This window comes from Micromonospora orduensis (assembly GCF_006228125.1).
GTDB classification, from domain to species: domain Bacteria; phylum Actinomycetota; class Actinomycetes; order Mycobacteriales; family Micromonosporaceae; genus Micromonospora; species Micromonospora orduensis.
Genome location: NZ_VDFY01000106.1, coordinates 103,896 through 128,986 on the forward strand (window position 1 = coordinate 103,896; position 25,091 = coordinate 128,986).

Annotated in this window: 29 protein-coding genes; 15 read left to right on the forward strand and 14 right to left on the reverse strand. The window is 72.8% G+C overall.

Annotated features, from left to right (window positions below; genetic code table 11):
* Window positions 1-127: 127 nt before the first annotated feature.
* Both FHG89_RS06960 and FHG89_RS06965 read left to right on the forward strand, forming a co-directional pair.
* Window positions 128-607 (forward strand): DUF4396 domain-containing protein, encoded by a 480-nt coding sequence (locus FHG89_RS06960; RefSeq protein WP_139583525.1) that lies wholly within the window; start codon window positions 128-130, stop codon window positions 605-607.
* A gap of 91 nt (window positions 608-698) precedes the next feature.
* Complete coding sequence (locus FHG89_RS06965; RefSeq protein WP_139583526.1) at window positions 699-1,361, forward strand: GNAT family N-acetyltransferase; 663 nt, start codon at window positions 699-701, stop codon at window positions 1,359-1,361.
* Window positions 1,362-1,583: 222 nt separating this feature from the next.
* Here the strand turns inward: FHG89_RS06965 and FHG89_RS06970 are convergent, their stop codons facing one another.
* The 4 genes from FHG89_RS06970 to FHG89_RS06985 form a co-directional block, all read right to left on the reverse strand.
* Window positions 1,584-2,282: a TetR family transcriptional regulator gene (locus FHG89_RS06970; protein WP_139583527.1), complete on the reverse strand. Its 699-nt coding sequence runs from the start codon at window positions 2,280-2,282 to the stop codon at window positions 1,584-1,586.
* Window positions 2,245-2,739 carry a thiol-disulfide oxidoreductase DCC family protein gene (locus tag FHG89_RS06975; protein WP_139583528.1) on the reverse strand — a complete coding sequence of 165 codons (495 nt, stop codon included), beginning with the start codon at window positions 2,737-2,739 and terminating at the stop codon, window positions 2,245-2,247. The genes FHG89_RS06970 and FHG89_RS06975 overlap by 38 nt, the downstream gene beginning before the upstream one ends.
* Window positions 2,736-3,191 (reverse strand): hypothetical protein, encoded by a 456-nt coding sequence (locus tag FHG89_RS06980; protein ID WP_139583529.1) that lies wholly within the window; start codon window positions 3,189-3,191, stop codon window positions 2,736-2,738. Before FHG89_RS06980 ends, FHG89_RS06975 begins: the two co-directional genes overlap by 4 nt.
* 93 nt (window positions 3,192-3,284) lie before the next feature.
* The gene (locus tag FHG89_RS06985; protein ID WP_139583530.1) at window positions 3,285-4,739 is read right to left on the reverse strand and encodes a glycoside hydrolase family 3 N-terminal domain-containing protein; all 1,455 of its coding nucleotides are present in this window, start codon (window positions 4,737-4,739) and stop codon (window positions 3,285-3,287) included.
* Between the two features lie 166 nt (window positions 4,740-4,905).
* Between FHG89_RS06985 and FHG89_RS06990 the strand changes: the two genes are divergently transcribed.
* Complete coding sequence (locus tag FHG89_RS06990) at window positions 4,906-6,081, forward strand: ROK family transcriptional regulator (RefSeq protein WP_139583531.1); 1,176 nt, start codon at window positions 4,906-4,908, stop codon at window positions 6,079-6,081.
* A 116-nt stretch (window positions 6,082-6,197) separates the two neighbouring features.
* Here FHG89_RS06990 and FHG89_RS06995 read toward each other — a convergent pair whose 3' ends face one another.
* Window positions 6,198-7,214, reverse strand: a complete 1,017-nt coding sequence (locus tag FHG89_RS06995) for an ABC transporter permease subunit (protein ID WP_139583532.1) — start codon at window positions 7,212-7,214, stop codon at window positions 6,198-6,200.
* Window positions 7,211-8,218, reverse strand: coding sequence for an ABC transporter ATP-binding protein (locus FHG89_RS07000; RefSeq protein WP_139583533.1), 1,008 nt, complete (start codon window positions 8,216-8,218; stop codon window positions 7,211-7,213). The genes FHG89_RS06995 and FHG89_RS07000 overlap by 4 nt, the downstream gene beginning before the upstream one ends.
* Before the next feature lie 131 nt (window positions 8,219-8,349).
* On the opposite strand from FHG89_RS07000, the gene FHG89_RS07005 reads away from it, so the two are divergent.
* Both FHG89_RS07005 and FHG89_RS07010 read left to right on the forward strand, forming a co-directional pair.
* Window positions 8,350-9,192, forward strand: a complete 843-nt coding sequence (locus FHG89_RS07005; RefSeq protein ID WP_139583534.1) for an ABC transporter ATP-binding protein — start codon at window positions 8,350-8,352, stop codon at window positions 9,190-9,192.
* A gap of 18 nt (window positions 9,193-9,210) precedes the next feature.
* A complete protein-coding gene (locus tag FHG89_RS07010; RefSeq protein ID WP_139583535.1) occupies window positions 9,211-10,107 on the forward strand; it encodes a ribokinase in 897 nt (298 codons plus the stop codon).
* Window positions 10,108-10,118: 11 nt separating this feature from the next.
* Here the strand turns inward: FHG89_RS07010 and FHG89_RS07015 are convergent, their stop codons facing one another.
* Complete coding sequence (locus tag FHG89_RS07015; RefSeq protein WP_139583536.1) at window positions 10,119-10,847, reverse strand: hypothetical protein; 729 nt, start codon at window positions 10,845-10,847, stop codon at window positions 10,119-10,121.
* Between the two features lie 81 nt (window positions 10,848-10,928).
* On the opposite strand from FHG89_RS07015, the gene FHG89_RS07020 reads away from it, so the two are divergent.
* On the forward strand, window positions 10,929-12,464 hold the full coding sequence (locus FHG89_RS07020; RefSeq protein ID WP_139583537.1) for a dienelactone hydrolase family protein: 1,536 nt from the start codon (window positions 10,929-10,931) through the stop codon (window positions 12,462-12,464).
* Between the two features lie 37 nt (window positions 12,465-12,501).
* Here FHG89_RS07020 and FHG89_RS07025 read toward each other — a convergent pair whose 3' ends face one another.
* Window positions 12,502-12,984: a DUF6232 family protein gene (locus tag FHG89_RS07025; RefSeq protein ID WP_139583538.1), complete on the reverse strand. Its 483-nt coding sequence runs from the start codon at window positions 12,982-12,984 to the stop codon at window positions 12,502-12,504.
* A 215-nt stretch (window positions 12,985-13,199) separates the two neighbouring features.
* A complete protein-coding gene (locus FHG89_RS07030) occupies window positions 13,200-13,679 on the reverse strand; it encodes a DUF6232 family protein (protein ID WP_139583539.1) in 480 nt (159 codons plus the stop codon).
* Window positions 13,680-13,777: 98 nt separating this feature from the next.
* Here FHG89_RS07030 and FHG89_RS07035 point away from each other — a divergent pair, with 98 nt between their 5' ends.
* Window positions 13,778-14,551 carry an enoyl-CoA hydratase/isomerase family protein gene (locus FHG89_RS07035; RefSeq protein ID WP_139583540.1) on the forward strand — a complete coding sequence of 258 codons (774 nt, stop codon included), beginning with the start codon at window positions 13,778-13,780 and terminating at the stop codon, window positions 14,549-14,551.
* Between the two features lie 82 nt (window positions 14,552-14,633).
* A complete protein-coding gene (locus tag FHG89_RS07040; RefSeq protein ID WP_139583541.1) occupies window positions 14,634-16,256 on the forward strand; it encodes an acetolactate synthase in 1,623 nt (540 codons plus the stop codon).
* Window positions 16,257-16,305: 49 nt separating this feature from the next.
* On the opposite strand, the gene FHG89_RS07045 is transcribed toward FHG89_RS07040, so the two are convergent.
* From FHG89_RS07045 to FHG89_RS07055, 3 genes are read right to left on the reverse strand one after another with little or no spacing between them, the layout of a single operon-like run.
* On the reverse strand, window positions 16,306-16,713 hold the full coding sequence (locus tag FHG89_RS07045) for a PLD nuclease N-terminal domain-containing protein (RefSeq protein WP_139583542.1): 408 nt from the start codon (window positions 16,711-16,713) through the stop codon (window positions 16,306-16,308).
* A gap of 27 nt (window positions 16,714-16,740) precedes the next feature.
* Window positions 16,741-17,046 (reverse strand): DUF202 domain-containing protein, encoded by a 306-nt coding sequence (locus tag FHG89_RS07050; RefSeq protein ID WP_139583543.1) that lies wholly within the window; start codon window positions 17,044-17,046, stop codon window positions 16,741-16,743.
* Window positions 17,043-17,423: a YidH family protein gene (locus FHG89_RS07055; protein ID WP_425280156.1), complete on the reverse strand. Its 381-nt coding sequence runs from the start codon at window positions 17,421-17,423 to the stop codon at window positions 17,043-17,045. The genes FHG89_RS07050 and FHG89_RS07055 overlap by 4 nt, the downstream gene beginning before the upstream one ends.
* Before the next feature lie 53 nt (window positions 17,424-17,476).
* Between FHG89_RS07055 and FHG89_RS07060 the strand changes: the two genes are divergently transcribed.
* The 4 genes from FHG89_RS07060 (at window position 17,477) to FHG89_RS07075 (ending at window position 20,625) form a co-directional block, all read left to right on the forward strand.
* Window positions 17,477-18,274, forward strand: coding sequence for a GNAT family N-acetyltransferase (locus FHG89_RS07060; protein WP_139583545.1), 798 nt, complete (start codon window positions 17,477-17,479; stop codon window positions 18,272-18,274).
* Window positions 18,271-18,684 carry a hypothetical protein gene (locus tag FHG89_RS07065; RefSeq protein ID WP_139583546.1) on the forward strand — a complete coding sequence of 138 codons (414 nt, stop codon included), beginning with the start codon at window positions 18,271-18,273 and terminating at the stop codon, window positions 18,682-18,684. Before FHG89_RS07060 ends, FHG89_RS07065 begins: the two co-directional genes overlap by 4 nt.
* A 187-nt stretch (window positions 18,685-18,871) precedes the next feature.
* A complete protein-coding gene (locus FHG89_RS07070) occupies window positions 18,872-19,651 on the forward strand; it encodes an electron transfer flavoprotein subunit beta/FixA family protein (protein WP_139583547.1) in 780 nt (259 codons plus the stop codon).
* Window positions 19,652-19,665: 14 nt separating this feature from the next.
* Complete coding sequence (locus tag FHG89_RS07075; protein ID WP_139583548.1) at window positions 19,666-20,625, forward strand: electron transfer flavoprotein subunit alpha/FixB family protein; 960 nt, start codon at window positions 19,666-19,668, stop codon at window positions 20,623-20,625.
* A 100-nt stretch (window positions 20,626-20,725) separates the two neighbouring features.
* Here the strand turns inward: FHG89_RS07075 and FHG89_RS07080 are convergent, their stop codons facing one another.
* Both FHG89_RS07080 and FHG89_RS07085 read right to left on the reverse strand, forming a co-directional pair.
* A complete protein-coding gene (locus FHG89_RS07080) occupies window positions 20,726-21,526 on the reverse strand; it encodes an anti-sigma factor (RefSeq protein WP_139583549.1) in 801 nt (266 codons plus the stop codon).
* Window positions 21,480-22,082 (reverse strand): RNA polymerase sigma factor, encoded by a 603-nt coding sequence (locus tag FHG89_RS07085; protein WP_139583550.1) that lies wholly within the window; start codon window positions 22,080-22,082, stop codon window positions 21,480-21,482. The genes FHG89_RS07080 and FHG89_RS07085 overlap by 47 nt, the downstream gene beginning before the upstream one ends.
* A 229-nt stretch (window positions 22,083-22,311) precedes the next feature.
* Here FHG89_RS07085 and FHG89_RS07090 point away from each other — a divergent pair, with 229 nt between their 5' ends.
* The 3 genes from FHG89_RS07090 (at window position 22,312) to FHG89_RS07100 (ending at window position 25,089) form a co-directional block, all read left to right on the forward strand.
* Complete coding sequence (locus FHG89_RS07090; protein ID WP_139583551.1) at window positions 22,312-23,142, forward strand: DUF4397 domain-containing protein; 831 nt, start codon at window positions 22,312-22,314, stop codon at window positions 23,140-23,142.
* Window positions 23,139-23,804, forward strand: coding sequence for a class F sortase (locus tag FHG89_RS07095; RefSeq protein ID WP_139583552.1), 666 nt, complete (start codon window positions 23,139-23,141; stop codon window positions 23,802-23,804). Before FHG89_RS07090 ends, FHG89_RS07095 begins: the two co-directional genes overlap by 4 nt.
* A 109-nt stretch (window positions 23,805-23,913) precedes the next feature.
* The gene (locus tag FHG89_RS07100) at window positions 23,914-25,089 is read left to right on the forward strand and encodes a cysteine desulfurase family protein (RefSeq protein ID WP_139583553.1); all 1,176 of its coding nucleotides are present in this window, start codon (window positions 23,914-23,916) and stop codon (window positions 25,087-25,089) included.
* Window positions 25,090-25,091: the final 2 nt, after the last annotated feature.

The following is a 25,091-nucleotide window of genomic DNA, read 5'->3' on the forward strand; positions in this document are numbered from 1 at the left end:
CCAAACAAAGGTGTCCATGTATGGAAATACCTATGACGGTCGATAGGTTCGCCGGGTTCCCGGATCTCCGACCCGGGTGGTCCCGGTCACTGGCATCATACCCTTGGGGGGTATAGCGTGCTGGGGCATGGAGAACGCGAACCCCACCCGACTGGCCATCGCCGCGACCCTGCACTGCCTGACCGGCTGCGCCATTGGCGAGGTGCTCGGCATGGTCATCGGCACCGCGCTCGGCTGGTCCGACCTGGCCACCATCGCCCTCGCCGTCGTCCTGGCCTTCGCCTTCGGCTACGCGCTGACGATCCGCCCCGTGCTCCGCTCGGGCCTGCCGCTCGCCCGGGCGATCCGGGTGGCCCTCGTCGCCGACACGGTCAGCATCGCGGTCATGGAGTTGGTCGACAACGGCGTCATGCTCGCCGTGCCGGGTGCCATGCGAGCCGGCCTCGCCGACCCGCTGTTCTGGGGCAGCCTGGCCGGCGCGCTGGCGGTGGCCTTCGCGGTGACCGTGCCGGTGAACCGCGCCCTGATCGTGCGGGGAAGGGGACACGCGGTGGTGCACCAGCACCACCACGGCGGCCATCACCCCACCGCCCCGACGGCTTGGTGACCTCGGCCCGGCGGCCGGGGGGATCGCCCGCCCGAGCGTCCCGCCCGGCGTACGGTGATCCACGACGGGCCGGGTGACGGGGAGGTGCTTCATGCTCGACCGGCGGCTCCACCTGCACCTGGCCACCTGGCTCGGACAGTGGCCGGCGGGGCCGGGCCTGCACGTGGTCGGTTCGTACCGGCGGGCCAGGCCGGCCTGGGACGGTCGACTGCGTCCGGCGCTCGCCGTCGACACCGGGCGCAGCGCCGTGCTCTCGGTGGCGCCGGACCGGGTGGACGCGGTCCGCGCGCTGGCCCACGGCAGGCCGGGCCGGCTGCTGGGCGCCCTGCCGGAGGCGGTCGGGCTGCCCGAGTGGTGCGTGCACGACGGCCCGTTCCGGTGGAGTCTGTCTCCCGCGCCGTTGCCCGACGTGGGGGAGTGGACCGCACCCACCGCCCCCGGGCTGCCGCCCTGGCTGCGGCTGTTCGACCGGCCGGTGCTGGTGGTCCGCGACGCGGACGGCGCCTACCTGGCCGGCGCCGGGATCAAGCGGCACGACGCGTACGGGCGGGAGTTGGCCGTCGGCACCGTGCCCGCCGCCCGGGGTCACGGCCTCGCCCGTCGGCTGGTCGCCCAGGCCGCGCGGCGGGTGCTCGACGAGGGTGCGGTGCCCACCTACCTGCACGAGCGGGACAATCTCGCCTCCGCCCGGGTCGCCGACGCCGCGGGTTTCCCGGACCGGGGCTGGCGTGCGTACGGGGTCTATCCGCGCTGACGCCGCGTCGGGCGCGGACCGTGGATCCCGGGCCGGATCCACGGTCCGCGACCTCCCCCCAGGTCCCGGTTCCGGGCGACCGCCCACGCGCGCGGGGCGGCCCGGTCCGTGCCGATCACGCTACGTATCGAGCACACTCGGTGCAAGGCGTGAGCTGTCGGTTCGGAGTGTCGAATAGTGGACTTGACCTGCGGCTCGACTGGGCCGAGGGTGCAGGTCGGGTCAGTGACGTAGCGTGCGGATCAGGTCGAGCACCTGCCGGGTCACGGGGCGCAGGACCCGGAGCCGGGACAGCGCCGTGAGCCGGTCGATCAGCGGGACGACACCGTCGATCAACTGCCGGGTCTTGGTCTGCCCGGGCGACCGGTCGTGCACCCAGTAGAGGACCACACCCATGTACGCCAGCCAGAGCAGCTCGGGCAACTGCGGACGTAGGTCCGCGTCGACCTTGGCGGTCGAACCGTCCAGCACCTCGGCGAAGAGAGCGATCGCCGCCTCCCGAGGCCCGGAGGACTCCGCGGAGAAGGGGCTGAGCGGGGAGGTCGGCTCCGCCGCCGTCTTGAAGAAGGTCGCCGCGAACTCGTGCGACGGCGTCAGCACGTCGATCCCGGCGTGCAGCACCCCGGCCAGCCGGGCGCCGAACGACTCCTCCCGATCGAGCACGGGCTGCGCGGCGGCCCGGTGCTCGACCTGGGACTGGGCGTAGAACTCCTGGATCAGGTGGTCCTTGGAGCCGAAGTAGTAGTAGGCGTTGCCGACCGCCACGCCGGCCTCCTGCGCGATGGCCCGCATGGTGGTCTGGGCGTAACCGCGCTCGCGGAACAGCCGCATCGCGGTGTCCCGGATCAGCTGCCGGGTCTGCTCGCCCCGGGCGGTGGCAGGATCACCCGCAGTGGTCGTCGGCGCAGGCTGCTCGGTCATCGGGGCCACCGTATCCCGCCAGCTCGTCGGTCGGCTCGATCCCTGGGTCGCGGATCCGCTCCCGGATCGCCGAGGCGGCCGCCACCACCTGCCGGGCGAGCGGCATCAGGTGTGGTCGGGCCAACCGTTCGGCGGTGGACCGGTGGTCGGCCAGCGCCCAGAGGCAGGCGAACCAGGCGCCGTCGCCCGCGTACACCTCGCCGGTGTCGGCGATCACGGTGAGGTCGCGCAGCGTGGCGTCGTGGTCCAGGCCGGGGAAGCGCCGCCGGGCCTCGACCGACCCGGCCGCAACGAACTCCAGGGGTACGAGGTGGTCGCGCGACGCGAGCCACCGGCGGGCGGCGCGGCAGAGTGGGCAGGACGCGTCGAACAGGACCGTGAACCCCCGGATTCCACCGCCCCCGTGTGCGGTGGGATCCGGGAGCCGGCCGACGCCGTCGGTCGGTGGTCCGGTCATCGGGTCGGCGGGTTGGTCGGTGGGTGTGCCCCGGCCGGCTGCGGGGCGTACGGGGTGGCCGGCATGGGGAGCCGACCGATCGGGGCGACGGGCGGGTGGGTGGCGAGCTGGCGGAGCCGGTTGCGGCGGTAGCGGCCCAGCGCGAAGACGTTGAAGAAGTGCAGCGCGCCGAGCACCAGCAGCACCAGCCCGATCTTGAGGGACAACTCCTCCATCGCCTGGCTGGTCGAGAGCACCGGGTCGTCGTGCTTCATCGCCACCGTGACGTAGCCGAGGTTGAGCAGGTAGAAGCCGACCACCAGGAGGCTGTTGACCGCTCGGGCCAGTCGTTCGTCGGAGAAGACCTCCTCCAGGAAGACCTGCCCGTTGCGCGACAGCGCTCGGGCCACCCAGATCGTCAGGCCGACGCTGACCGCGAGGTAGACCACGTACATCCAGACCTTGATGTCCATGTAGGACGCCCTTCTTGAACGCGTTCAACTACCGACACCGTCAGCGTAGGGGAGTTCTTGAACATGTTCAAGAGTGCCGGAGTGGCGGGCGGCTCAGCCGGCGAGACCCAACGCCTCGGCCGCCGCCCGCCCGTTGGCGTGGCTCGCGCCGTACGTGGTGACGAACGCGCGGACGCCGTCCGGACGCCACTGTGCCGGCCAGCCCATCTCCACCACGGTCACCGGATGCCCGGCGGCCAGGCCGGAGATCAGCTCCGGCCCGCCGGGCAGGCGGTGCAGGTGACGACCGACCAGCACGATCGGACGGTCACCGGCCAGCCCGCGCAGGGTCGCCGGATCGGTCTCGGCCGCCACCACCCGGATCTCCTCGAACCCGTCCAGGTGTGGGCCGAGGCCCCACGGCACCCGCCCCTCCGCGATGGTGGACTCGGTGTGCAGGTGCACCACGAGGGGACGGTCCAGGCCGGTGAGGACTCCGTCCACCCGGACCGCGCGGCGCGCCGCCGCGTACCCCAGATCGGTGTCGACGGTGACCGGCGCGGCGCCGGCGGTCCGGGTCCAGGCGGCGAGCGCGGCGGCGCGACCGGCCGCCTCCTCGACCCGGGCGGTCGCCAACCGGCCGTCGCCGAGCGCGTCGACGATCTCGGCGGCAACCCGCTCGACGAGTTCCGCGTCGACCTTCGCGCCGATGCAGAGCAGGTCGGCGCCGGCGGCCAGGGCCCGCACCGCGGCCGGCCCGGTGCCACCGGCCGCCACCGCGGCGCCCTTCATCTCCAGTGCGTCGGTGATGACGGTGCCGGTGAAGCCATACTCGGTGCGGAGCAGGTCGACAAGCACCGCCCGGCTGAAGGTGGCCGGACCGTCGCCGGTCAGCGCCGGCACCCGGATGTGCGCGGTCATCACGGCCTGCGTGCCGGCGGCGACGACCGCGGCGAACGGCGGCAGGTCGCGCTGGCGGAGCAGCTCCAGCGGAACGTCCAGCGTGGGCAGTTCGTGGTGGGAGTCGGTGACGGTCGCGCCGTGGCCGGGGAAGTGCTTGGCGCAGGCGGCCACCCCGGCGGCCTGGAGGCCGGCCACGGCGGCGGCCGAGTGGGCGGCCACCCGCACCGGGTCGGCGCCGAACGAGCGGGTGCCGATCACCGGGTTGTCGTCGGCGGTGTTCACGTCCACCGTGGGGGCGAGGTTGACGGTGATGCCGAGCGCGGCCAGTTCCGTGCCGATGGCCTGATAGACGCGGCGGGTGAGCGCCACGTCGCCGACCGCGCCGAGGGCGGCGTTGCCGGGGTACGGGCTACCGGTGGCGTGCGCCAGCCGGGTCACGTCGCCGCCCTCCTCGTCGATGGCGATCAGCGCGTCCGGCCGGCCGGCGCGCAGCGCTGCCGTGCTGGCCGCCACCTGGGCCGGGTCGTGCACGTTGGTGCCGAACAGGGTGTGCCCGGCCAGCCCGTCGGCCAGCAGGTCGACGGCCCAGTCCGGCGGGACCGGCCCCGGGTACGCGGCGAGCAGGGTGCCCAGCGCGAGCCGACGTAGTCCTGGATCCAGCCCCACGTGATCGTCCTCCTTCGGCGCCGGCGGGTCGAACCTCGTACCGGCGGTGGTCTGCGCCCTGCCGGGTCGGCCGAGCGCTCCGCCCGCGGGTGGCCGTTACGCTACGGCTACCCGTTCGCAGGTCGGTTTACAGTTAGCAAAGTTTACTAAAACTAGAGGACGTGGCATGAGTGCGACCCGGCTGCCCGGTACCCCCCGCCTGTTGCGGGCGCTCAACGACCGAGCGGCACTGGAACTGCTCCTGGAGCGGGGGCCGCTGACCCGCGCCCGGCTCGGGGAGCTGACCGGGCTGTCCAAGGTCACCGCCTCCCAGCTGGTCGAGCGCTTGGAGGAGCGCGGCCTGGTCAGCCGGGTCGGCGAGCAGGCCGGCGGGCGGGGGCCGAACGCCCAGCTCTACGCCGTCCGCCCGTCCAGCGCCCACGTGGTCGGGGTGGACGTCGGCCCGGACCGGGTGGTGGCCGCGTGCGCCGACATCACCGGCGCCGTGATCGGCCGGGTGGAGCAGTCCACCCGGGACACCGACGACCCGGTGGGCGTGGTGCACAACGCCGTGGTGCAGGCCGCGAGCAGCGCCCAGGCGCAGCTGAGCAGCGTACGGCGGATCGTGCTCGGCACGCCGGGCCTGGTCGACCCCGGCACCGGCGACATCACCTTCGCCTTCAACCTGCCGCGCTGGCACAGCGGTCTGCTCGCCGCGCTGCGCGACGACCTGCACACCCCCGTGGTCTTCGAGAACGACGTCAACCTGGCCGCGGTGGCCGAGGCGCAGTCCGGTGCCGCGCAGGGTCTGTCGGACTTCGTGCTGGTCTGGGTGGGCGCCGGCGTCGGTCTGGCGATCATGCTGGGCGGGCGGCTGCACCACGGCAGCAGCGGCGCGGCCGGAGAGATCGGCTACCTGCCGGTGCCCGGCGCGCCCATTCCCCGCGACGTCTCCCGCCGCGCCAAGCCGGCCTTCCAGCAGCTGGTCGGTGGGGACTCGGTGCGGGCGGTGGCCCGCGAGCACGGGTACCCGGACGCCGACGCCGCCGATGCCGTCCGCGCCGCCGTCGCCGACGGCGCCAACGGTGGCGCGATGCTCGACGAGCTGGCCCGCCGGCTCGCGCTCGGCGTGGCCAGCACCTGCGTGGTGCTCGATCCGCCGCTTGTGGTGCTCGCGGGTGAGGTCGGCCAGGCCGGCGGCGCGGCGCTCGCCGAGCGGGTCCAGCAGGAGGTCGCGGCGATCACCCTGGTCCGGCCGCGGGTGGTGCCCACCGGGCTGACCGAGGAACCGATCCTGCACGGCGCGCTGCGCACCGCGCTGGACGCCGTCCGCGACGAGGTGTTCGGCTCCACCGTCGGCTGAGCCCGCTGGGGCGGTCATGTGAAGGAATATTTCACCGCCCGCCGGTGGGTTGCAACCTCTTGCCGTGCCGGGTCCCGACCCGCCGGGCAGCCGGAGCCGCCCGACGGGCCCGCACTTCAGACCAGATCGCGGCGACGGAACACAGCGAACGCCGCCGCCGTCAACCCACCGGTGATCAGGAGCAGGACCAGCAGCGCCGGCCCCCAGGTCAGGCTGTAGAAGCCCTCGCAGGTGACCCCCGGCCGGCTGCCGGCGCAGAGCTGGGAGTCCCAGAACCGGGCCTCACCGGTGAGCCACGCCCCGATGTGACTGGAGAGCATCAGCAGATCCGGCCGCCGGGCGTCGACGATCTCCAACACCAGACGGCCGCCCAGCTCCCACACCACCGCGTACGCGGCGACCGCGCCGAGCGCCGCCGAGGTGTGCCGACCCAGCGCCGCGATGGCGAAACCCACGGCGGTGGCCAGCAGCACCAGCACCAGACCCCGCCCGTGCACCGCGCCCAGGGAACGCCAGAAGTCACCGCTCAACCGGCCCGCCAACCCGGCGGTCTGCCCGATCACCCAGAACGTCGCGAGATAGAACAACGACGCCAGCACCGACACCACCAGCACCCCGCCGAGCAGGGTGCCCAGCTTCGCGCCGAGCACCGTCAACCGACGCGGACGCCACAGCAGCAGGTTCACCACACCGCCGGAATTCAGATCCGCGCCGATGTAGGAGGCGCCGACCAGGAACCCGAACAACACGAGGAACGCGATGAGGAAGTACAGCAGTGGCCGGGCCTCCTTGGCGAAGCTGAACACACCCGGCAGGAAGTCGGCCGCGACCGGCAGCCGCTCGGCCCGCAACGGGTCCAACTCCGAGCAGTCCGCGGGGTACCAGTCACCTCTCTCGTCCGGCTGGGTCAGGCCGTTCTGCCGGTCCAGGCACGCCTGGTGGGTGCTCTCCATGCCCCGGCGAGCCTCCACCGCCTTCGCCCGCGCCGAGGCCACCTCGTCGGCGTTGGGCTTGTGCGAGCCGGCCAGCGTGGTCGCCGCGGTGACACCGAACGCCAACACCAGCAGCACGACCATCAACTGCACGAAACGGCGCGCGGACAGCCGCTCCACCTCGGCCCGGACCAGGTTCACGCGTCCACTCCCCGTACGTCGAGATCGATCAGGTCGCCCTCGGCGCCCGGCAGCGGTGTCGCATGGTCGACCTGGCGGGGCAGCGACGGATGCTCGCCGGCCCCGGTCAGCTCCAGGAAGACGCTCTCCAGATCCGGCCGCAACGGCGTCAACTCACCCACCCACAGCCCCTGCTCGCCGAGCACCCGACTGATGACCGTCGAGTCGGTCACCCCGCCCACCACCAGCGCCTCCGCGTCGACGACCACCATCAGCCCGGCCGCCCGCAGCAGCTCGACGGCGCGCTCCGGCTCGGCCACCCGGACCAGGAACTCGTGCCGGTCATGGCCGGCCAGCACCTCGTCCACCCGGCCGGTCGCCACCCGCCGCCCCCGCGAGATGATCGTCACGTGGTCGCAGATCAGCTGGATCTCGCCCAGGATGTGGCTGGACACCAGCACGGTCACCCCGGACGCCGCCAGCGACCGCATCAGGTCCCGCATCTCCCGGATGCCGGCCGGGTCCAGCCCGTTCGCCGGCTCGTCCAGGATGAGCAGCCGCGGATCCTTCAACAGCGCCGACGCCACCGCCAGGCGCTGCTTCATGCCCAGCGAATAACCCTTCACCCGCTCGTCGCCCCGGTCGCGCAGACCCACCAGATCCAGCGCCTCATCCACCCGCGACACCGGCACCCCACCGGCGCGGGCGAGCAGCCGCAACGTGCGGTACCCGGTGAAGTTGCCGAAGAACTGCGGGCTCTCCACGATGGCGCCGACCTGGCCGGCCACCCGGGGCAGCAACTCCGGCGACGGCTCGCCCAGCACGCTCATCCGCCCACCGTCGGCCCGGACCAGCCCGAGCAGGGCGCGCAGGGTGGTGGTCTTACCCGAGCCGTTCGGCCCCAAGAAGCCGTGGATCTGACCCTCCTCGACCAGCAGGTCGAACCCGTCGACCGCCACCCGTTTGCCGCCGCGCAGGCTGCGGAAGCTCTTGCGCAGCCCTTCGATCTCGATGACCGCGCTCATCCGCGCGGCTCCGTACCCCGACCGAGCATGGGCCGTCCTCCGGGTGTGGTGATCAACGACACGGTGCCCCACCCTATGGCCGGAGCGCCGCCCATGGGGGGCGCCCCGGCGTTGCGTGGTTGGATGGAGTGGTGACTGGTGACCTGATCCCCGGCGCTGCCGACACCACCTCCGGCGCCGCTACCGTTGACCCGGATCTGGTGGTCAGCCTCGACGGCGTCGGCGTACGCAGGTCCGGCACCGCGCTGTTGCAGGACCTGACCTGGCGGGTGGAGTTGGACGAGCGCTGGGTCGTGCTCGGGCCCAACGGCGCCGGCAAGACGACGCTGCTCAACCTCGCCGCCGGCCGGTTGCACCCCACCACCGGTGTCGCGCACGTGCTCGGTGAGCGGATCGGCCGCACCGACATCAACGAGCTGCGTACCCGGATCGGGCTCTCCACCGCCGCCCTCGCCGAGCGGCTGCCCGCCGACGAGCAGGTAAGCGACGTGGTGGTGACGGCCGCCTGGTCGGTGGTCGGCCGCTGGCGGGAGAGCTACGAGCGTGGCGACGAGGCGCGGGCGCGGGCCCTGCTCGGTCAGCTCGGCATCGGTGGTCTCGCCGAGCGCCGCTACGGCACCCTCTCCGAGGGCGAACGCAAGCGGGTGCAGATCGCCCGGGCACTGATGACCGACCCGGAGCTGCTGCTGCTCGACGAGCCCACCGCCGGGCTCGACCTGGGTGGCCGCGAGGACCTGGTCGCCCGTCTCGCCGAGCTGGCGTACGACCCGGACGCCCCGGCCCTGGTGCTGGTCACCCACCATGTGGAGGAGATCCCGCCCGGGTTCACCCACGCGTTGCTGCTGCGCGAGGGCGCGGTCGTCGCCCAGGGCCTGCTGGCCGAGACGCTGACCGGCGACAACCTCTCCAAGACCTTCGGCCTGCCGCTGGTGGTCGAGCAATCGGGCGGCCGCTACACCGCACGCGCCAGCTGACCGGGCGGAGGGCCTGACGTGTCCCAGACCCGGGTGGTCGTGGTGGGCAGCGCCAACATGGACCTGGTCGCGATGGCGCCCTCGCTGCCCCGACTGGGCGAGACGATGCTCGGCACCGATTTCGTGATGGTGCCCGGCGGCAAGGGCGCCAACCAGGCAGTCGCGGCGGCCCGGGCCGGCGCCTCCTGCGCCTTCCTCGGCGCGATCGGCTCCGACGCGTTCGGCGTCACGCTCAAGGCGCGGATCACCGCGGCCGGCGTGGACACCGCCCAGTTGCGGGTCGTCTACGGCACCTCCGGGGTCGCCCTCGTCATGGTCAACGCCCAGGGGGAGAACGCCATCGTGGTCACCCCCGGCGCGAACGACGCGCTGGTCGGCCTCACCGACGAGGAGTTGGCGACGGTACGCGGGGCCGACGTCCTGGTCGCCCAGCTGGAGATCCCGGTGCAGACGGTGACCGCCGCCGCGACGGCCGCCCGCGCCGCCGGCACGCGGGTCATCCTGAACGCCGCGCCGGCCCGGGACCTGCCACCGGAGCTGCTCGCGGCGGTGGACCTGCTGGTCGTCAACGAGGGCGAGGCGCAGGCCCTGACCGGCCGGGGCCGGGACGAGCCGCGGGCACTGCTCGACCTGGTGCCACGGGCCGTGCTCACCCATGGCGGCGAGGGCGCCTGGTACGTCGACCGGGACGGCGCCGACGTGCACGTACCCGCGTTCCGGGTCGACGTGGTCGACTCCACGGCGGCGGGCGACGCGTTCACAGGCGCGCTCGCCGTCGGCTGGGGCGAGGGGCGTGACCTCGTCGACGCGGTGCGTTGGGCGTCGGCGGCCGGCGCTGCCTGCGTGCGCCGACTCGGCGCGTCGGTGGCGCTGCCCCAGCGCGCCGAGATCGACGAGCTGTACGCGCGGGACTGACCCCGCCCGGCTCAGCCGACGGGTTCCTCGCCGAGCCTCTCGCCCCGGCGACGCAGCATGCCCAGGCCGGGGATGCCGGCTACGGCGAGCTTGAGGTCACGGGTGACGTCGAGCAGGTCGTGCAGGTCGGGTCCGACCCGGTCCAGTGTGGCCAGGATCGGCAGGATGTCGGCCGTCAGGTGTTCCTTCAGTTTGGGCAGCTCGTCGATGAGGTGGATCGCCGCGGTGATCTCCTCGTGGGTCAGTTCCTCGACGAATCTCCCGGCCATCGGGGCGGCGCGACGCAGCGCCGGTTCGTACGCCGCCAGTAGTTCCGCGGCGGTGGCCGCCGCCTGCGTCGCGGTGCCCACGGTCGTCGCGGCGCTGCCCGCCACCGCGTCGGCCTCGGTGACCACCGTGGCGGCCAGCCGGGCGACCTGGTCGGCTTCCCGGACCACGACGGCGGCGGCGGTCGCCACCTCGGTCGCCGTGTCGATGGCGGTGGTCGCGGCGGCGCTGATGACGGCCACCTCGCGCACCGCCGCCTCGGCGTCGGTGAGCACCTGGTCGGTCCGGTCCAGGGTCTTCTCGATCCGGTCCACCACGCCGTTGATCCGGCCGAGCAGCGCTTCCACGCCGTCCAGCACCGCGAACGCGCGGGCGGGTACGGCGGCGAACGTGGCCGCCGAGCCGAGCGCCTGATCGAGGGCGGAACGGGTCAGGCCGACCATCGCGGCAGGTGTGGGGAGGGGGATCGCCATGGGATCCAGTGTGCGTCGCCCGCGCCGCAACCGCTCGTCCGCCGTCACCGGCGGGGCCTCTCGCGGCGGTAGGGTGCCGGCATGTCGGCACCATCGCCGCACCATCCGCCGAGCACCCGCGCCGCCGTCCTGCTCGCCGTGGTCGCGGCGGTCGCCGCCGCATTCGCCACGCTCGTGCTGGTACGCGCCGACGCCGGCCTCACCGTCCGGCAGGTCACCGTCGACGGCGTGCCGATGACCGAGGTACGTGCCGACCCGCCGACGCCCGATGTGCGGCGTCCCGGTGTGGTGGTCGCGCACGGCTTCGCCGGCTCGGCCCGCCTGATGCGCCCGATCGCCGACAGCGTCGCCCGTCGGGGAGCGGTCGCGCTGCTTGTCGACTTCGCCGGGCACGGCGCCAACCCGGCGCGGCTCGACAGTGACACCTCCACCGCGACGCTCGCCGCCGACCTGGACGCCGCCGTCGGGTACCTGCGCTCCCAGCCCGACGTGGAGCCGGCCCAGATCATGCTGGTCGGGCACTCGATGGGCGCCGGCGCGGTCACCCGGTACGCGGCCGGGCATCCCGAGATCGCCCGGACCGTGGCGATCTCGCTGTCCGACTCCGGCGAGCTGCCCCCGGGCCGGCCGGCGGAGCTGCTGCTCATCGTCGGTGGCGCGGAGTTCCCGAGTTTCCGGCGCGCGGCCGACGACGCGGTCCAGCGGGGCGCGGCGGTGGGCCGGCGGCCGGCGGTGGTGGTACCCGGCGTGGAGCACATCTCGGTGCTCTTCGCCCCGCGTACCCACGAGGAGATCGTCAACTGGTTGCCCAGCGTCGACGGGAACGCCGCGCCGCGACCGCTCGTCCGGCTCGCCGGGGCGGCGCTGCTGCTGTTCGCGTTCGGCGTCGGCGTGGTTCCACTGGCCGCCCTGCTGCTGGCCCGACGGCCCACCGACGGCCGATCGGCCGATCCGGTGCCGGCCACCGGTCTGGCGCTGCTCGGGCTTGCGGTCGTCGCCGCCGGTCTCGGCGCGGTAGCCGCGGCGATGCTGCCCACGGCCCGTATCCCGCTCGCGGTGGGCGGCTACGTCACCGGATTCCTGCTGGTCACCGGTGTGCTGGTGCTCGCCGGGCACCGGTGGTTGCCCGCTGCGGCACGACCGACCGAGCCGACGCCGCCGTCCGACGAGAACGCCGCCGGGCGGGATCGTCGTGCGCCGGCGCGGACGCTGGTCGCGCCGCTGGCCTTGACCGGGTACGCGGTCCTCTCCGTCGCGCTACCGATCCACCTGGGTCTGACCGCGGCGCTGCCGGTGGGCGCCCGCTGGTGGCTGCTCCCGCTGGTGCTCGCCGCCTGCCTGCTGTTCCTGCTGGGCGTCGAGGCGGTCGCCGCCGGGCGGACCGGTCGGCACCTGCTGGTCGTCGCGGTCACCGTAGGGGTGCTGACCACGTCGGCACTGGTCGGTCTGGCACCCGGATTCGTGGTCCTGGTGGTCCCGCTGTTCGTGTTCCTGCTCGGCTGGCACGCCGTCTGGGCGGCCGTGCTGCGGCGGTACGCGGCCCCGCGCTGGCTGCTGGCCACGCTGGGCGCCGTCCTGGTGGGTTGGCCGATCGCCACCACCCTGCCGTTGAGCTGACCGCCCGTCCGGGGCGGCGGCCTCGCTCCGCGGACGGTCATCGATGGTCGCCCTGCTGTTCGACGGCGCGCTGCACGGCCCGGTAGATCTGCCCGAACCGTAGCGCGTCCGGGGTGCGCAGCAGCAGATCCTCCCGGCCGTGGTGCTGCACCCACAGCTCGTGCACGTGGCTGCCGCGCTCGTAGGAGCGGTCCAGCCAGCCGAGGGGGATCTCCAGGAACGGGATCAACGCCAACGCGCCCACCGCGAAGGCGGCGAGGACGATAAGCGTCACCTTCCAGTTGCCCCGTTCCTGCGCCGACCAGGCCAGCGAGACGACGCAGATCAGCGCGACCAGCGGCGGCAGCGAGAGCAGCAGCACCAGGACCCCGCGACCGAGCACCCGGCCGCGCACCGCGAGCGTCTTCGGACCGCGCGCGTGCCAGACGTACGTCACGTCGGAGAGAGCGACCACGTGACCACCCGAACGAATCGACTCGGAGGTCACCTGCACCGCGTCGTCCCGGTAATAGAGGGTCATCACTAAGCCTAACCACCACCAGGCAAACCGGCCCCGGTCCGGCGAGCCGCCTTGGGGGTGAGGGTGGTGTGGCCGTCCTCTGGAGTTGAGCAGGTCGACGACATCACGGGCTTGCGCCAGCGAGGGCTTCTTCCCCCGATGCGTTGACGACATCAACTCCAGAGGCTCTGCGTAGAGCATGGCCGCCCACGCCGGCCGCGCCCACGCCTGGAGGGCTAGCGGCGGGTGACGGGACGGGCCGGTTGGCTGTGCTCCATGGCGCGCTGCACCGCCCGGTAGATCTGACCGAAGCGCAGCGCGTCGCCGGTGCGCAGCAGCCGTACCGGCTGGCCACGCCAGCGGGCCCACATCTCCAGTTGACGGCCGCCCCGGGCGTACGAGCGGTCCAGGTGTTCGAAGAGGAAGTCGGCGACCGGCCCGACAGCCAGCCCGACGAGCACCGACGCACCGACGATCGCGATCGTCACGGTGGGTGAGCGGTGCAGCCAGACGGCCACGGCGATGCCGAGTACCGCCGCGATCAGCGGGCCGGCCAGTGCGGCGCCGATCGCGCCCCGACCGACGAGCACCCGCCAGGAGCGGCTGCCCCGACGGTGCCAGACCATGGTGATCTCGGCCAGCGGGTAGCTGCGGCCGTCCACCCGGACAGCGGTGGAGGTGACCTGCACCGACCTGTCGTCGTAATACGTGATCATGGCTGCACTCCCGCCCGCGGGGCTGACACCACACTACTTACCCAAACGAGCCGGGTCGTAAGGTTGGCACGCGACTTCGACGAGGAAGTGAGGGCAGCGTGGGCGACTTCGTTCGGCTGGAGACCACTGACGGCATCGGCACCATTCGGCTGGAGCGGCCGCCGATGAACGCGCTCAACACCCAGGTGCAGGAGGAGTTGCGCGCCGCCGCCACGGCGGCCACCGCCGACCCCGAGGTCCGGGCCGTCATCGTGTACGGCGGGGAGAAGGTCTTCGCCGCCGGCGCGGACATCAAGCAGATGGCCGAAATGTCCTACGTGGACATGGCCGACCGGGCCGCGAACCTGTCCAGCGCGCTCGGCGCGATCGCCCGGATCCCCAAGCCGGTGGTCGCCGCGATCACCGGGTACGCCCTCGGCGGCGGGTGCGAGCTGGCGCTGGCCTGCGACTGGCGGGTCGTGGCCGAGGACGCCAAGCTCGGCCAGCCGGAGATCAAGCTGGGCATCATCCCCGGCGCGGGCGGCACCCAGCGGCTGGCTCGCCTGGTCGGCCCGGCCCGCGCCAAGGATCTGATCATGTCCGGGCGGATGGTGGACGCGCAGGAGGCGCTGCGGATCGGCCTGGCCGACCGGGTCGTACCGGCCGCCGAGGTCTACGACGCGGCGGTCGCGTTGATCACGCCGTACCTGACCGGGCCTGTGCAGGCCCTGCGCGCGGCGAAGCTGGCGGTCGACGGCGGCCTGGACATGGACCTGAACTCGGGCCTGGCCTGGGAGAGTCAGCTCTTCGCGGCGCTGTTCGCCACCGACGACAGGCGTGAGGGCATGACGGCCTTCGTGGAGAAGCGCAAGCCGGACTTCACCGGCCGCTGACGACTAGCCGAGAACGGTTCACATTGTTCCTACCGGCCAGTAGCGTGAGGCCTCGGTCACGAGGGACGAAGGGGAGCGGCGAATGACGGAGCGGATCGAGGGTCACGGCGGAGAGTTGGCGCTGGCGGCGCTACGCGCGCACGGCGTACGGGAGATGTTCACGCTGTCCGGCGGGCACGTCTTCCCGCTCTACGACGCCGCGCACAAGAACGACTTCCCGATCTACGACGTCCGGCACGAGCAGTCCGCGGTCTTCGCCGCCGAGGCGGTGGCGAAGCTCCAGCGCCGCCCCGGCCTCGCCGTGCTCACCGCCGGCCCCGGCGTCACCAACGGCATCTCCGGCATGACCAGCGCCTTCTTCAACGCCTCGCCGGTGTTGGTGCTGGGGGGCAGGGCACCCGCGTTCCGCTGGGGCTCGGGCAGCCTGCAGGAGATGGACCACCTGCCGCTTGTCGCCCCGGTCACCAAGCACGCCGAGACGGTGTTCAGCACCGACGACATCCCGCGCGCGGTGGGCGCCGCGCTCACCGCCGCGCTCACCCCGCACCGCGGCCCGGCGTTCCTCGACTTCCCCCTGGAGACGGTCTTCTCCGTCGCCGAGGTCGAGCTGCCCGCCGTGGCGGGCGTCGACCCGGTCGTGCCCGACCCGGACGAGGTGGGCCGCGCCGCGCTGCTGATCGCCGCGGCGCAACGACCGGTCATCATCGCCGGCTCCGACGTGTACGCCGGTGACGCCGTGGCCGCCCTGCGTGAGGCGGCCGAGGCGTTGCAGGTGCCGGTCTTCACGAACGGCATGGGCCGCGGCTCGCTCCCGCCGGAGCACCCGCTCTCCTTCGCCAAGGCCCGTCGGGCCGCGCTCTCCGGCGCCGACGTGGTCGTGGTGGTCGGCACCCCGCTGGACTTCCGGCTCAGCTTCGGTGACTTCGGCGACGCCAAGGTCGTGCACATCGTCGACGCGCCCAGCCAGCGCGCCGCGCACGTGCAGCCGGCCGCCGCACCCGCCGGCGACCTGCGCCTGATCCTGTCCGCGCTGGCCGACCACTCCGGTGACCGGGCCGACCACAGCGACTGGATCGCGGACCTGCGCACCGCCGAGGACGCCGCCAAGGCCCGCGACGCGAAGGAGATGGCCGCCGAGACCGACCCGATCCGTCCGGCGCGGATCTACGGCGAACTGCGCCGGGTGCTGGCCCGCGACGCGATCACCATCGGCGACGGCGGTGACTTCGTCTCGTACGCCGGTCGCTACCTGGAGCCCGCGCAGCCCGGCACCTGGCTCGACCCGGGGCCGTACGGCTGCCTGGGCACCGGCATGGGCTACGCCATGGGGGCGAGGGTCAGCCACCCGGATCGGCAGATCTGCGTGCTGATGGGCGACGGCGCGGCCGGCTTCTCGCTGATGGACGTCGAGTCGCTGGTCCGCCAGAAGCTGCCCGTGGTGATCGTGGTCGGCAACAACGGCATCTGGGGGCTGGAGAAGCACCCGATGCGGGCCATGTACGGCTACGACGTGGCCGCCGACCTCCAGCCGGAGCTGCGCTACGACACGGTGGTCAGCGCGCTGGGCGGTGCGGGGGAGACGGTCGCGAAGGCCGCCGACCTGGGTCCGGCGTTGCAGCGGGCCTTCGACTCCGGGGTGCCGTACCTGGTCAACGTGCTCACCGACCCGACCGACGCGTACCCCCGGTCGTCGAACCTGGCCTGAGTCGCACCCGCCGCCGCCGTCGCCCCTCAGCGGGGCGGCGGCGGCGCGCTCACACCTCGGGCCGGTCGCCCTCGCGCGGCGGCTCACCGTCGCGGCGCCGCAGGTCGTCCTCGCGCCGGCGCAGATCCTCTTCCCAGCGGCGGAACAGTTCCTGGTCCTGCTGCTGGGCGCGTTCCTGCACGGAGCGGAGGAACTCGGGGTCGTCGTCGGGAGCGAGCGGGCGACGCGGCCGTTCGACAGGCCCGCCGCCGGCCGGCCTGGTCCCGCGGGCGCCGGGCTCCCGGCCGGCGACGAACCAGGCGATCGATCCGACAAGCGGGAAGAACAGGATGATCAGCACCCAGGCGATCCGGGGGAGCGCGCGGATCTGGCCCTCCTCGGCGGAGAGGCAGCTGATCAGCGCGCAGACGGCGAGGACGATCTGCACGAGGAAGAGGAGTACGTAGAGCCGGGCCATCCACCCATCATGGCGCACCCGGTCGCGTCACCACAGTCCGCGAAGCGCGAGCAGCACGCCCAGCGACGCGAGCGTGACGGTGCCGAGTGCGACAAGGGGCAGCGTGCGGCCACCGGTACGCGCCGGTCCGGTGCCGGTACCCCGGGGCCAGCACAGCACGAGCAGGGCTCCCCAGACCAGCACGGCCACCCCGGCGGCCAGCGCACCCCCGGTGCCGCCGGTCGACCCGAGCCGTACGGCGAGCGCGGTCACCACTGTCAACGCCAGCATCATGCGTCGCCACGACAACCGGGTCCGTTCCGGCTGCAATCCCGGATCACGTCCGGCGCTCACCCTTCGCCGACCGCCCGGACCAGCACGGCGACCACCAGCAGCACCGCGCCGGAGCCGACGGCGATGGCGAGCACAGCGGGAAACCGGGAGGCGGGCAGCTCCTGACCGAGCCGGATGGCCCGTTCGGTACGCGCCCAGTGGTCCACCGCGCGGATCGCGACGAGGCCGCCGAGCAGCAGCAGCGCGACCGCGATCACCTCCCGCAGGTGGCTCATCGGCAGCGGCGGAAGGAACTGCGCGGCGGCCAGCCCGCCGCCGACCAGCGCGAGGCCGGTACGCAGCCAGGCCAGGAACGTCCGCTCGTTGGCCAGTGAGAACCGGTAGTCCGGTGGCTCGCCGACCGAGCGCAGGTCCGCCGGGTCGAACCACCGTCTCATCGCCTCCCACACGCTGTCGATTATCCGCTTGATCTCCGGCTTAGCCTGAGCCGGTGACCGAATTCGACGTACTGACGCTGCGTGACGCCTACGACAACCAACTCCGCCCGGAGATCCCCGACCCGGTCCCGGCCGGGGTGACGGTGGAGCGCGACGGGCCGCTGGTCCGGATCCTCGGGCTCGACGCGGGTGGGTTCCTCACCTACCGCGACCTGGGCGGGCTGACCGGCGCGGCGCTGGACGAACTGATCGCCCGGCAGGTGGAGCTGTTCCGCGAGCGTGGTCAGTCCGTCGAGTGGAAGCTCAACGAGCACGACGAGCCGGCGGACCTGGCGGATCGGCTCCGCGCCGCCGGCTTCGTACCCGAGGAGCGGGAGACCGTCGTGGTCGGGCCGGTCGCGCCGCTGGCCGCCGCGCTGCCGGTTGCCCCCGAGGGGGTACGCCTGCGCGAGGTGACCTCCCGGGAGGACCTGGAGCGGATCGCCGCCATGGAGGAGGAGGTCTGGCAGGAGGACCGCTCGCACCTCGTGTGGGGGCTGGCCAAGGAGATCGACGCCGACCCGCACTCGATCACCGTCGTGGTGGCCGAGGCGGACGGGACGGTGGTGAGCGCGGGTTGGGTGCGTTTCCCGGCGAACACGGGCTTCGCCACCCTCTGGGGCGGCTCGACCCTGCCGCAGTGGCGTCGCAAGGGCATCTACCGGGCGTTGGTCACCTACCGGGCCCGCCTGGCCGACCAGCGGGGCCGGACGCTGTTGCAGGTCGACGCGTCCGAGGACAGCCGCCCCATCCTGCAACGTCTCGGCCTCGTCCCGGTCACCACCACCACGCCGTACGTCTACACTCCGTGATCATGGAGCAGCGGTTGACGGACGAGGAGCGGTTGACCCTCAAGACCGGCGCGTTCGGTGCCGTCCTCCTGGTCTCGAACGCCGACCCGGGGATGGTGGGCGTGTTCCGGGAGAGCTTCGCCGCCTCCGGCGCGTTGGCTGACGCCAGTGGCGTGGTCAAGGAGGCGTTGACCACCGGCCCGCTGCCCCGGCTGCCCCGCGACTCCGAGTTGGAGATCGAGTCGGTGGTGCTGCCCGCGCTCACCGGGGCGGTCCGGATCCTGCGGGAGAAGGCGCCGACGGACGTGGAGACGTACCGTTCGGTGGTGTTGACGGCGGCGGACCGTGCGGCCCGGGCGCACAACGGGGTGGCACCGGCGGAGGCGGCGGTCATGGACCGGATCCGCGGCGCGTTGGCCGAGTCGGCCTGACCGCGCGAACGCTGGTGAGCTGTGTCACTGTGAGTGCCCGGTGGCCGCAACCTACTGGCAGGTAACATTGCGTCGTGGGCAACCGCACAACAGCCCGCGGTTGACCAGGCGTCGACCGACGCGCGAGGCTGCGGCCCAGACCGGGCGAGCGAATCGCATCACCACACAGGAGGGTCGTCGAAGCGCGATGAATATCGTCGTACTCGTCAAGCAGGTGCCTGATTCGGGCGCGGACCGCAACCTGCGCAATGACGACAACACCGTCGACCGCGGTTCGGCGAACAACGTGATCAATGAGATGGACGAGTACGCCATCGAGGAGGCGCTGAAGATCAAGGAGGCGCACGGTGGCGAGGTCACGATCCTGACCATGGGTCCGGACCGGGCGACCGAGTCGATCCGCAAGGCGCTCTCCATGGGCCCGGACAAGGCCGTGCACGTGGTGGACGACGCCCTGCACGGGTCCTGCGCCGTGGCCACCTCGAAGGTGCTCGCCGCCGCGCTCGGTCAGCTCAACGCCGACCTGGTGATCTGCGGTGCGGAGTCCACCGACGGCCGCGTCCAGGTCATGCCGCACATGATCGCCGAGCGGCTCGGTGTCGCGGCGCTCACCGGCGCCCGCAAGCTCACCGTCGACGGCGGCACGCTTACCGTCGAGCGGCAGACCGAGGAGGGCTACGAGGTCGTCACCGCCTCCACCCCGGCCGTGGTCTCCGTCTGGGACACCATCAACGAGCCGCGTTACCCCTCGTTCAAGGGGATCATGGCCGCCAAGAAGAAGCCGGTGCAGACGCTCTCCCTGGCGGACCTCGGCGTCGCGCCGACCGAGGTGGGCTTCGACGGCGCCACCAGCGCCGTGGTCGAGCACTCCAAGCGTCCGCCGCGTTCCGGCGGCGCCAAGATCACCGACGAGGGCGAGGGCGGCGTCAAGCTGGTCGAGTTCCTCGCCACCGAGAAGTTCGTGTGAGAGCGGGTCTGGACATGTCTGAGGTTCTCGTCGTCGTCGAAGCCACAAAGGAATTCGGCGTCAAGAAGGTCACCCTGGAGATGCTCACCCTCGCCCGTGAGCTGGGTACGCCCAGCGCGGTCGTGCTCGGCGGCGCTGGCGCCGCCGAGGCGCTGAGCGGCAAGCTGGGCGAGTACGGCGCGGAAAAGATCTACGCCGCCGAGGGTGACGAGATCGACGGCTACCTGGTGGCCCCCAAGGCCACCGTGCTGGCCGAGCTGGTCCAGCGGGTGCAGCCGGCCGCTGTGCTGCTGGCGTCGGCCCAGGAGGGCAAGGAGATCGCCGCCCGTCTCGCCGTCAAGCTGGACAACGGCATCCTGACCGACGTCGTCGGCCTGGACGCCGACGGCACCGCCACCCAGGTCGCCTTCGCCGGTTCCACAATCGTCAAGTCCAAGGTCACCAAGGGCCTGCCGCTGGTCACCGTGCGACCCAACTCGGTCACCCCGAGCCCGGCCGCCGCCACCCCGGCGATCGAGCAGCTCACCGTGTCGGTCACCGACACCGACAAGCTGGCCAAGGTCGTCGAGCGGGTCGCCGAGCAGAAGGGCTCCCGTCCCGAGCTGACCGAGGCCGGCGTGGTCGTCTCCGGCGGCCGTGGTGTCGGCAACGCCGACAACTTCAAGCTGGTCGAGGAGCTGGCCGACCTGCTCGGCGGTGCCGTGGGCGCGTCCCGCGCGGCGGTCGACTCCGGCTTCTACCCGCACCAGTTCCAGGTGGGCCAGACCGGCAAGACGGTCTCCCCGCAGCTCTACGTGGCGCTCGGCATCTCCGGTGCCATCCAGCACCGGGCCGGCATGCAGACCTCGAAGACGATCGTCGCCGTCAACAAGGACGGCGAGGCCCCGATCTTCGAGCTGGCCGACTTCGGCGTGGTGGGAGACCTGTTCAAGATCGTCCCGCAGGCCGCCGAGGAGATCCGCAAGCGTAAGTGATCCGCTGCGCGACAGTGGCCGCCCCGACGTGTCGGGGCGGCCACTGCCTTTTCAACGAGGGAGCTGATCGGCGGGCCGGGGAGCTGAGCCGGCCCACCGATCAGCCCGTCAGGGCGCCCCTCAGCAGGCTGTCGCCGGAGTGGCGGGTGTTGTTGTCGTACTGCTCGGCGGAGACGTCGACCACCGAGTAGCTCTTGAGGTCGACGTTCGGGGGCAGTGGCAGCAGAGCATCGGAGCCGCCACCCAGGGTGCCGACCGAGAACATCTCCATCGTCGTCGGGTTGATGAGCCAGACCTCGTAGTACCCCGGGACGCTCGGGAGATTCGCCACATGCAGGTGCAGTTGGCCGTCCTGGAGAACCCGGGCGTCGCCCGTGGCCGCCGGCGGTGTCGATCCGTACGCCGCCAGTGGCGCGCGGGCCACCACCGCCTGCGGCGGAGCGGGAGCCGGGTCGTCCGAGCGCAGCACGGAGGCAGTCCCCACCACACCGACCGCCGCGGCGGCCGCCGCGGTCACCGCCACGGACGCCCAACGGGACCAGCCGCGGCCCCGGCGGGACCGGCCGGCCGAATCCAACCGGGTGACCGCCGTGCCGGTGGTCGGCTCGGCGGTCGTGCCGTTCGGCTGCTCGGGCAGCACCTGTTGCCGGCGGGAATCGGTGAGCGACGGCAGGGCCTCCGCTGCTCTGATCTCCGCCGCGATGCCCTGCCAGATGTGCTCCGGCGGGTCGGGCAGGTCGGCGAGGCCCTGCGTCTCGGCGCCGAGGCCGGCCACCTGCTGAAGCGTCTCCATCTCCGCCCGGCAGTGCGCGCAGGTGTCGAGGTGGGTGCTCTCGCCGTTGTCCGCCTCGCTCTCACCGAGCGCCAGAAAGACCAGCCGGTCGTGGTCCAGGTGCTGCACCGTCCACCTCCCATCTGCGTTTCAAGCTCGCCATGCCGCGCCGGATGTGACTCTTCACGGTGCCCAGCGGTACGCCGGTCACCGCCGCTATCTGCTGGTGTGTCAGGTCGTCGTAGAACGCCAACTCCAGCATGCGTCGTTGGTCGTCCGGGAGTCGGGCCAGCTCGTCGGCGATGACCAGCCGGTCCACCACCCGGTCCGGGTCCGGGCCCGTCTGTGCCGGCTCGGGCAGCTGGCGGACCGTCTCCACCACCCGGGTCTCCCGGGCCGAGGCCCGCATCCGGTCGATCACCTTGCGCCGGCCGATGCCGAGCAGCCAGCCGATCAGCGACCCCTTGGCTGGATCGAAGGTGTCCCTTCCCAGCCAGGCGGCAACGAATGTCGCCTGGGTCACATCCTCGGCGTCGGCGCGGTTGGCCAGCATGGTGGTCGCCAGGTGCAGCACGGCGCGGCCGTACCGGTCGTAGGCCTCGCGCAGCGCCGCCTCGTCGCCAGCGCGGAACCGGAGGGCTGTGTCGTCCACCGGAGGGTCTGGATTCTGGGGTGGCGCCGTCATCGGGCGGCTCGCCTTCGATGGGGCATACCCGACTGTAGCTGCCACAGCCTCCGCCCCACTTTCCCGGTCGATGTCATCTCACCTGCTCTTCGTCTTTCGCCATCGATCCGGATGCGGACGACGCCGAAAAAGAAAGTTCGCCCGGTGCGCATCCATCCGCCGGAGAGCCGGCGTAACCCGTTCTGCAAGCCAGGCCTGACGAATCAGCAGTAATCACCAGGAGGCAGACATGCAGCTCTCGTACTTCCGTCGGGTCGCCGCCGGCGGCGCCGTCGCCGCGCTGGCCTTCGCCGGCGTCGGCGCGTTCACCGCCACGCCCGCGTACGCCGCCACGTCGAAGGTCTCCGTCGTGCACGGCATCCCGGACACCCCTGTCGACGTCTACGTCAACGGCAAGAAGACGCTTGACAACTTCAAGCCCGGCGACGTCGCCGGCCCGCTGAACCTGGAGGAGGGCGACTACGACATCGCGCTCACCAAGCCGGGCGAGCCGATCGGCAGCGCGATCCTCAAGGTCGACAACGCGGCGGTGCCGGGTGGGGCGAACATCAGCATCGCCGCGCACCTCGACGCCGCCGGCCAGCCGAAGATCACCCCGTTCGTGAACGACGTCTCCAAGGTCGACGCCGGTAAGGCCCGGCTGATCGTCCGGCACACCGCCGCCGCCCCCGAGGTGGACGTGCGTGCCGGTGGCACCCCGGTCTTCAAGAACCTCACCAACCCGAACGAGGCCAAGGGTGACGTCGACGCGGGCAACGTGAAGGCGGACGTGGTGCTGGCCGGCACCGACACCGTGGCCATCGGCCCGGCCGACCTCAACCTCAAGGAGGGCACCGCGACGATCGTCTACGCGATCGGCTCCGCCGAGGGCAAGACCCTCGACGTGGTCGCCCAGACCATCACCGGCCTGCACTCCGCCCCGGGCGGCGTGCCCAGCGGTGACGGCGGCCAGGCCGGCACGGGCGTGAACACCTGGTGGTACGTGCTCACCGGTGCCGGCGTGCTCCTGCTGCTCGGCGGTGGGGTGCGGATGGCCACCGCGCGGACCGGCCGCAAGTGACGGTGCGCAACCGCGGCGCGCTGGCGGCCCTGGCCGCCGGCGTTGCCGCGCTCACCGTCGCCACGCTCGTGGCGTGCGGCTCCCAGCCGGCCGAGGACGTGGGCGCCGACGAGGCGGCCAACCTCGCCACCGCTACCCCGACCCCGTCGGCCAGCGCCGCCGGCGGCCAGTCGGTCCCGGTTACCGCCGGAGAACTGCCGGCCGGGGCGGAGATCGTCCCGCCGGTCCGGCTGGTGATTCCGGCGATCGACGTCACGGCCACGGTCAACGCGGTCGGCATCAACAAGCGGACCAACGAGTTCGAGGTGCCGCCGAGCGTCGACGAGATCGGCTGGTACCGGTACGGCCCCGGCCTGGAGACGACCGCCGGGTCGATCGTCATCGCTGGTCACGTGGACAGCGCCCAGCAGGGCAAGGGCGCGTTCTTCCGGCTGCGGGAGCTCGATCAGGGCGACACCCTGACCGCCACCGGCGGCGACGGCAAGGCCCGCAAGTACCGGGTCGTGGCCCGGGAGGAGTACGCCAAGACCAAGATCCCGTTGGACCGCTACTTCGCCCGGGACGGCAAGCCGCGACTGACCCTGATCACCTGCGGTGGGCCGTTCGACGCCAAGGCCCGCAAGTACCGCGACAACATCGTCGTCACCGCGGTGCCCGCCTGAGCGTGGGTGCGCGGTCGACCGGCCGGGGTGGGGAGACCCGCCCCGGCCGTCGCGCGAGAGGCCCCTCCGCCCTCCGCTGCCCGACCACTCGGCCGTAGGCTGAACGGTGATGGCTTACCTGGATCACGCGGCGACGACTCCGATGCTCGACGAGGCACTGGAGGCGTATGTCGCCACCGCCCGCGAGGTCGGCAACGCGTCCTCCCTGCACGCGGCGGGTCGCCGTGCCCGCCGCCGGGTCGAGGAGTCACGCGAGCGGGTGGCCGCCGTTCTCGGTGCCCGGCCGTCCGAGGTGATCTTCACCGGTGGTGGCACGGAGAGCGACAACCTGGCGGTCAAGGGCATCTTCTGGGCCCGCCGGGACGCCGGCTCCGACCGTCGGCGGGTGGTCTCCAGCGCCGTCGAGCACCACGCCGTGCTGGACGCGGTCGACTGGCTCGCCGAGCACGAGGGCGCCGAGCTCGGCCTGCTGCCGGTGGACGACGCCGGCCGGCTGCACCCGGAGACACTGCGCGCCGAGCTGGCCGCGCACGCCGACCGGGTGGCCGTGGTCACCGCCATGTGGGCGAACAACGAGGTGGGCACCGTCCAGCCGGTGACCGCGCTGGCCGCCGTCGCCGCCGAACACGGCGTGCCGTTCCACACCGACGCCATCCAGGCGGTCGGCCAGGTGCCTGTCGACTTCGCCGCCAGCGGGGTCGCCGCGCTTACCGTCACCGGGCACAAGCTGGGCGGCCCGACCGGCGTGGGCGCTCTCCTGCTCGCCCGGGACGTGGCGGCCACGCCGCTGCTGCACGGCGGCGGTCAGGAACGCGACGTCCGCTCCGGCACGCTGGACACCGCCGGCATCGTCGCCTTCGCCGTCGCCGTGGAAACGGCAGTGAAGGGCCAGCAGGAGTACGCGGCCCGGGTGGCCGCGCTCCGCGACGACCTGATCGAACGGGTCCGCCGGGCGGTGCCCGAGGTGATCTACAACGGCGACCCGGTCGACCGGCTGCCCGGCAACGCGCACTTCTCCTTCCCCGGCTGCGAGGGCGACGCCCTGCTGCTTCTGCTCGACGCCCAGGGCATCGCCTGCTCGACCGGCTCGGCCTGCTCCGCCGGTGTGGCCCAGCCCTCACACGTGCTGCTGGCGATGGGCGCCGACGACGACCGCGCCCGCTCCTCGCTGCGTTTCACCCTCGGCCACACGAGCACGCAGGCCGAGGTCGACGCCCTCATCGCGGCCCTCCCGGCGGCGGTCGAACGGGCCCGCCGGGCCGCCGCTCCCCGTACCCCCCGCTGACC

What these genes read in the sequence shown, in the direction of transcription:
- FHG89_RS06960 (WP_139583525.1), top strand. Translation starts at nt 128, where the DNA reads ATGGAGAACGCGAACCCCACCCGACTGGCCATCGCCGCGACCCTGCAC.
- FHG89_RS06965 (WP_139583526.1), top strand. Translation starts at nt 699, where the DNA reads ATGCTCGACCGGCGGCTCCACCTGCACCTGGCCACCTGGCTCGGACAG.
- FHG89_RS06970 (WP_139583527.1), bottom strand. Translation starts at nt 2,282, where the DNA reads ATGACCGAGCAGCCTGCGCCGACGACCACTGCGGGTGATCCTGCCACC.
- FHG89_RS06975 (WP_139583528.1), bottom strand. Translation starts at nt 2,739, where the DNA reads ATGACCGGACCACCGACCGACGGCGTCGGCCGGCTCCCGGATCCCACC.
- FHG89_RS06980 (WP_139583529.1), bottom strand. Translation starts at nt 3,191, where the DNA reads ATGGACATCAAGGTCTGGATGTACGTGGTCTACCTCGCGGTCAGCGTC.
- FHG89_RS06990 (WP_139583531.1), top strand. Translation starts at nt 4,906, where the DNA reads ATGAGTGCGACCCGGCTGCCCGGTACCCCCCGCCTGTTGCGGGCGCTC.
- FHG89_RS07000 (WP_139583533.1), bottom strand. Translation starts at nt 8,218, where the DNA reads ATGAGCGCGGTCATCGAGATCGAAGGGCTGCGCAAGAGCTTCCGCAGC.
- FHG89_RS07015 (WP_139583536.1), bottom strand. Translation starts at nt 10,847, where the DNA reads ATGGCGATCCCCCTCCCCACACCTGCCGCGATGGTCGGCCTGACCCGT.
- FHG89_RS07020 (WP_139583537.1), top strand. Translation starts at nt 10,929, where the DNA reads ATGTCGGCACCATCGCCGCACCATCCGCCGAGCACCCGCGCCGCCGTC.
- FHG89_RS07025 (WP_139583538.1), bottom strand. Translation starts at nt 12,984, where the DNA reads ATGACCCTCTATTACCGGGACGACGCGGTGCAGGTGACCTCCGAGTCG.
- FHG89_RS07030 (WP_139583539.1), bottom strand. Translation starts at nt 13,679, where the DNA reads ATGATCACGTATTACGACGACAGGTCGGTGCAGGTCACCTCCACCGCT.
- FHG89_RS07040 (WP_139583541.1), top strand. Translation starts at nt 14,634, where the DNA reads ATGACGGAGCGGATCGAGGGTCACGGCGGAGAGTTGGCGCTGGCGGCG.
- FHG89_RS07045 (WP_139583542.1), bottom strand. Translation starts at nt 16,713, where the DNA reads ATGGCCCGGCTCTACGTACTCCTCTTCCTCGTGCAGATCGTCCTCGCC.
- FHG89_RS07055 (WP_425280156.1), bottom strand. Translation starts at nt 17,423, where the DNA reads ATGAGACGGTGGTTCGACCCGGCGGACCTGCGCTCGGTCGGCGAGCCA.
- FHG89_RS07070 (WP_139583547.1), top strand. Translation starts at nt 18,872, where the DNA reads ATGAATATCGTCGTACTCGTCAAGCAGGTGCCTGATTCGGGCGCGGAC.
- FHG89_RS07075 (WP_139583548.1), top strand. Translation starts at nt 19,666, where the DNA reads ATGTCTGAGGTTCTCGTCGTCGTCGAAGCCACAAAGGAATTCGGCGTC.
- FHG89_RS07085 (WP_139583550.1), bottom strand. Translation starts at nt 22,082, where the DNA reads ATGACGGCGCCACCCCAGAATCCAGACCCTCCGGTGGACGACACAGCC.
- FHG89_RS07090 (WP_139583551.1), top strand. Translation starts at nt 22,312, where the DNA reads ATGCAGCTCTCGTACTTCCGTCGGGTCGCCGCCGGCGGCGCCGTCGCC.
- FHG89_RS07100 (WP_139583553.1), top strand. Translation starts at nt 23,914, where the DNA reads ATGGCTTACCTGGATCACGCGGCGACGACTCCGATGCTCGACGAGGCA.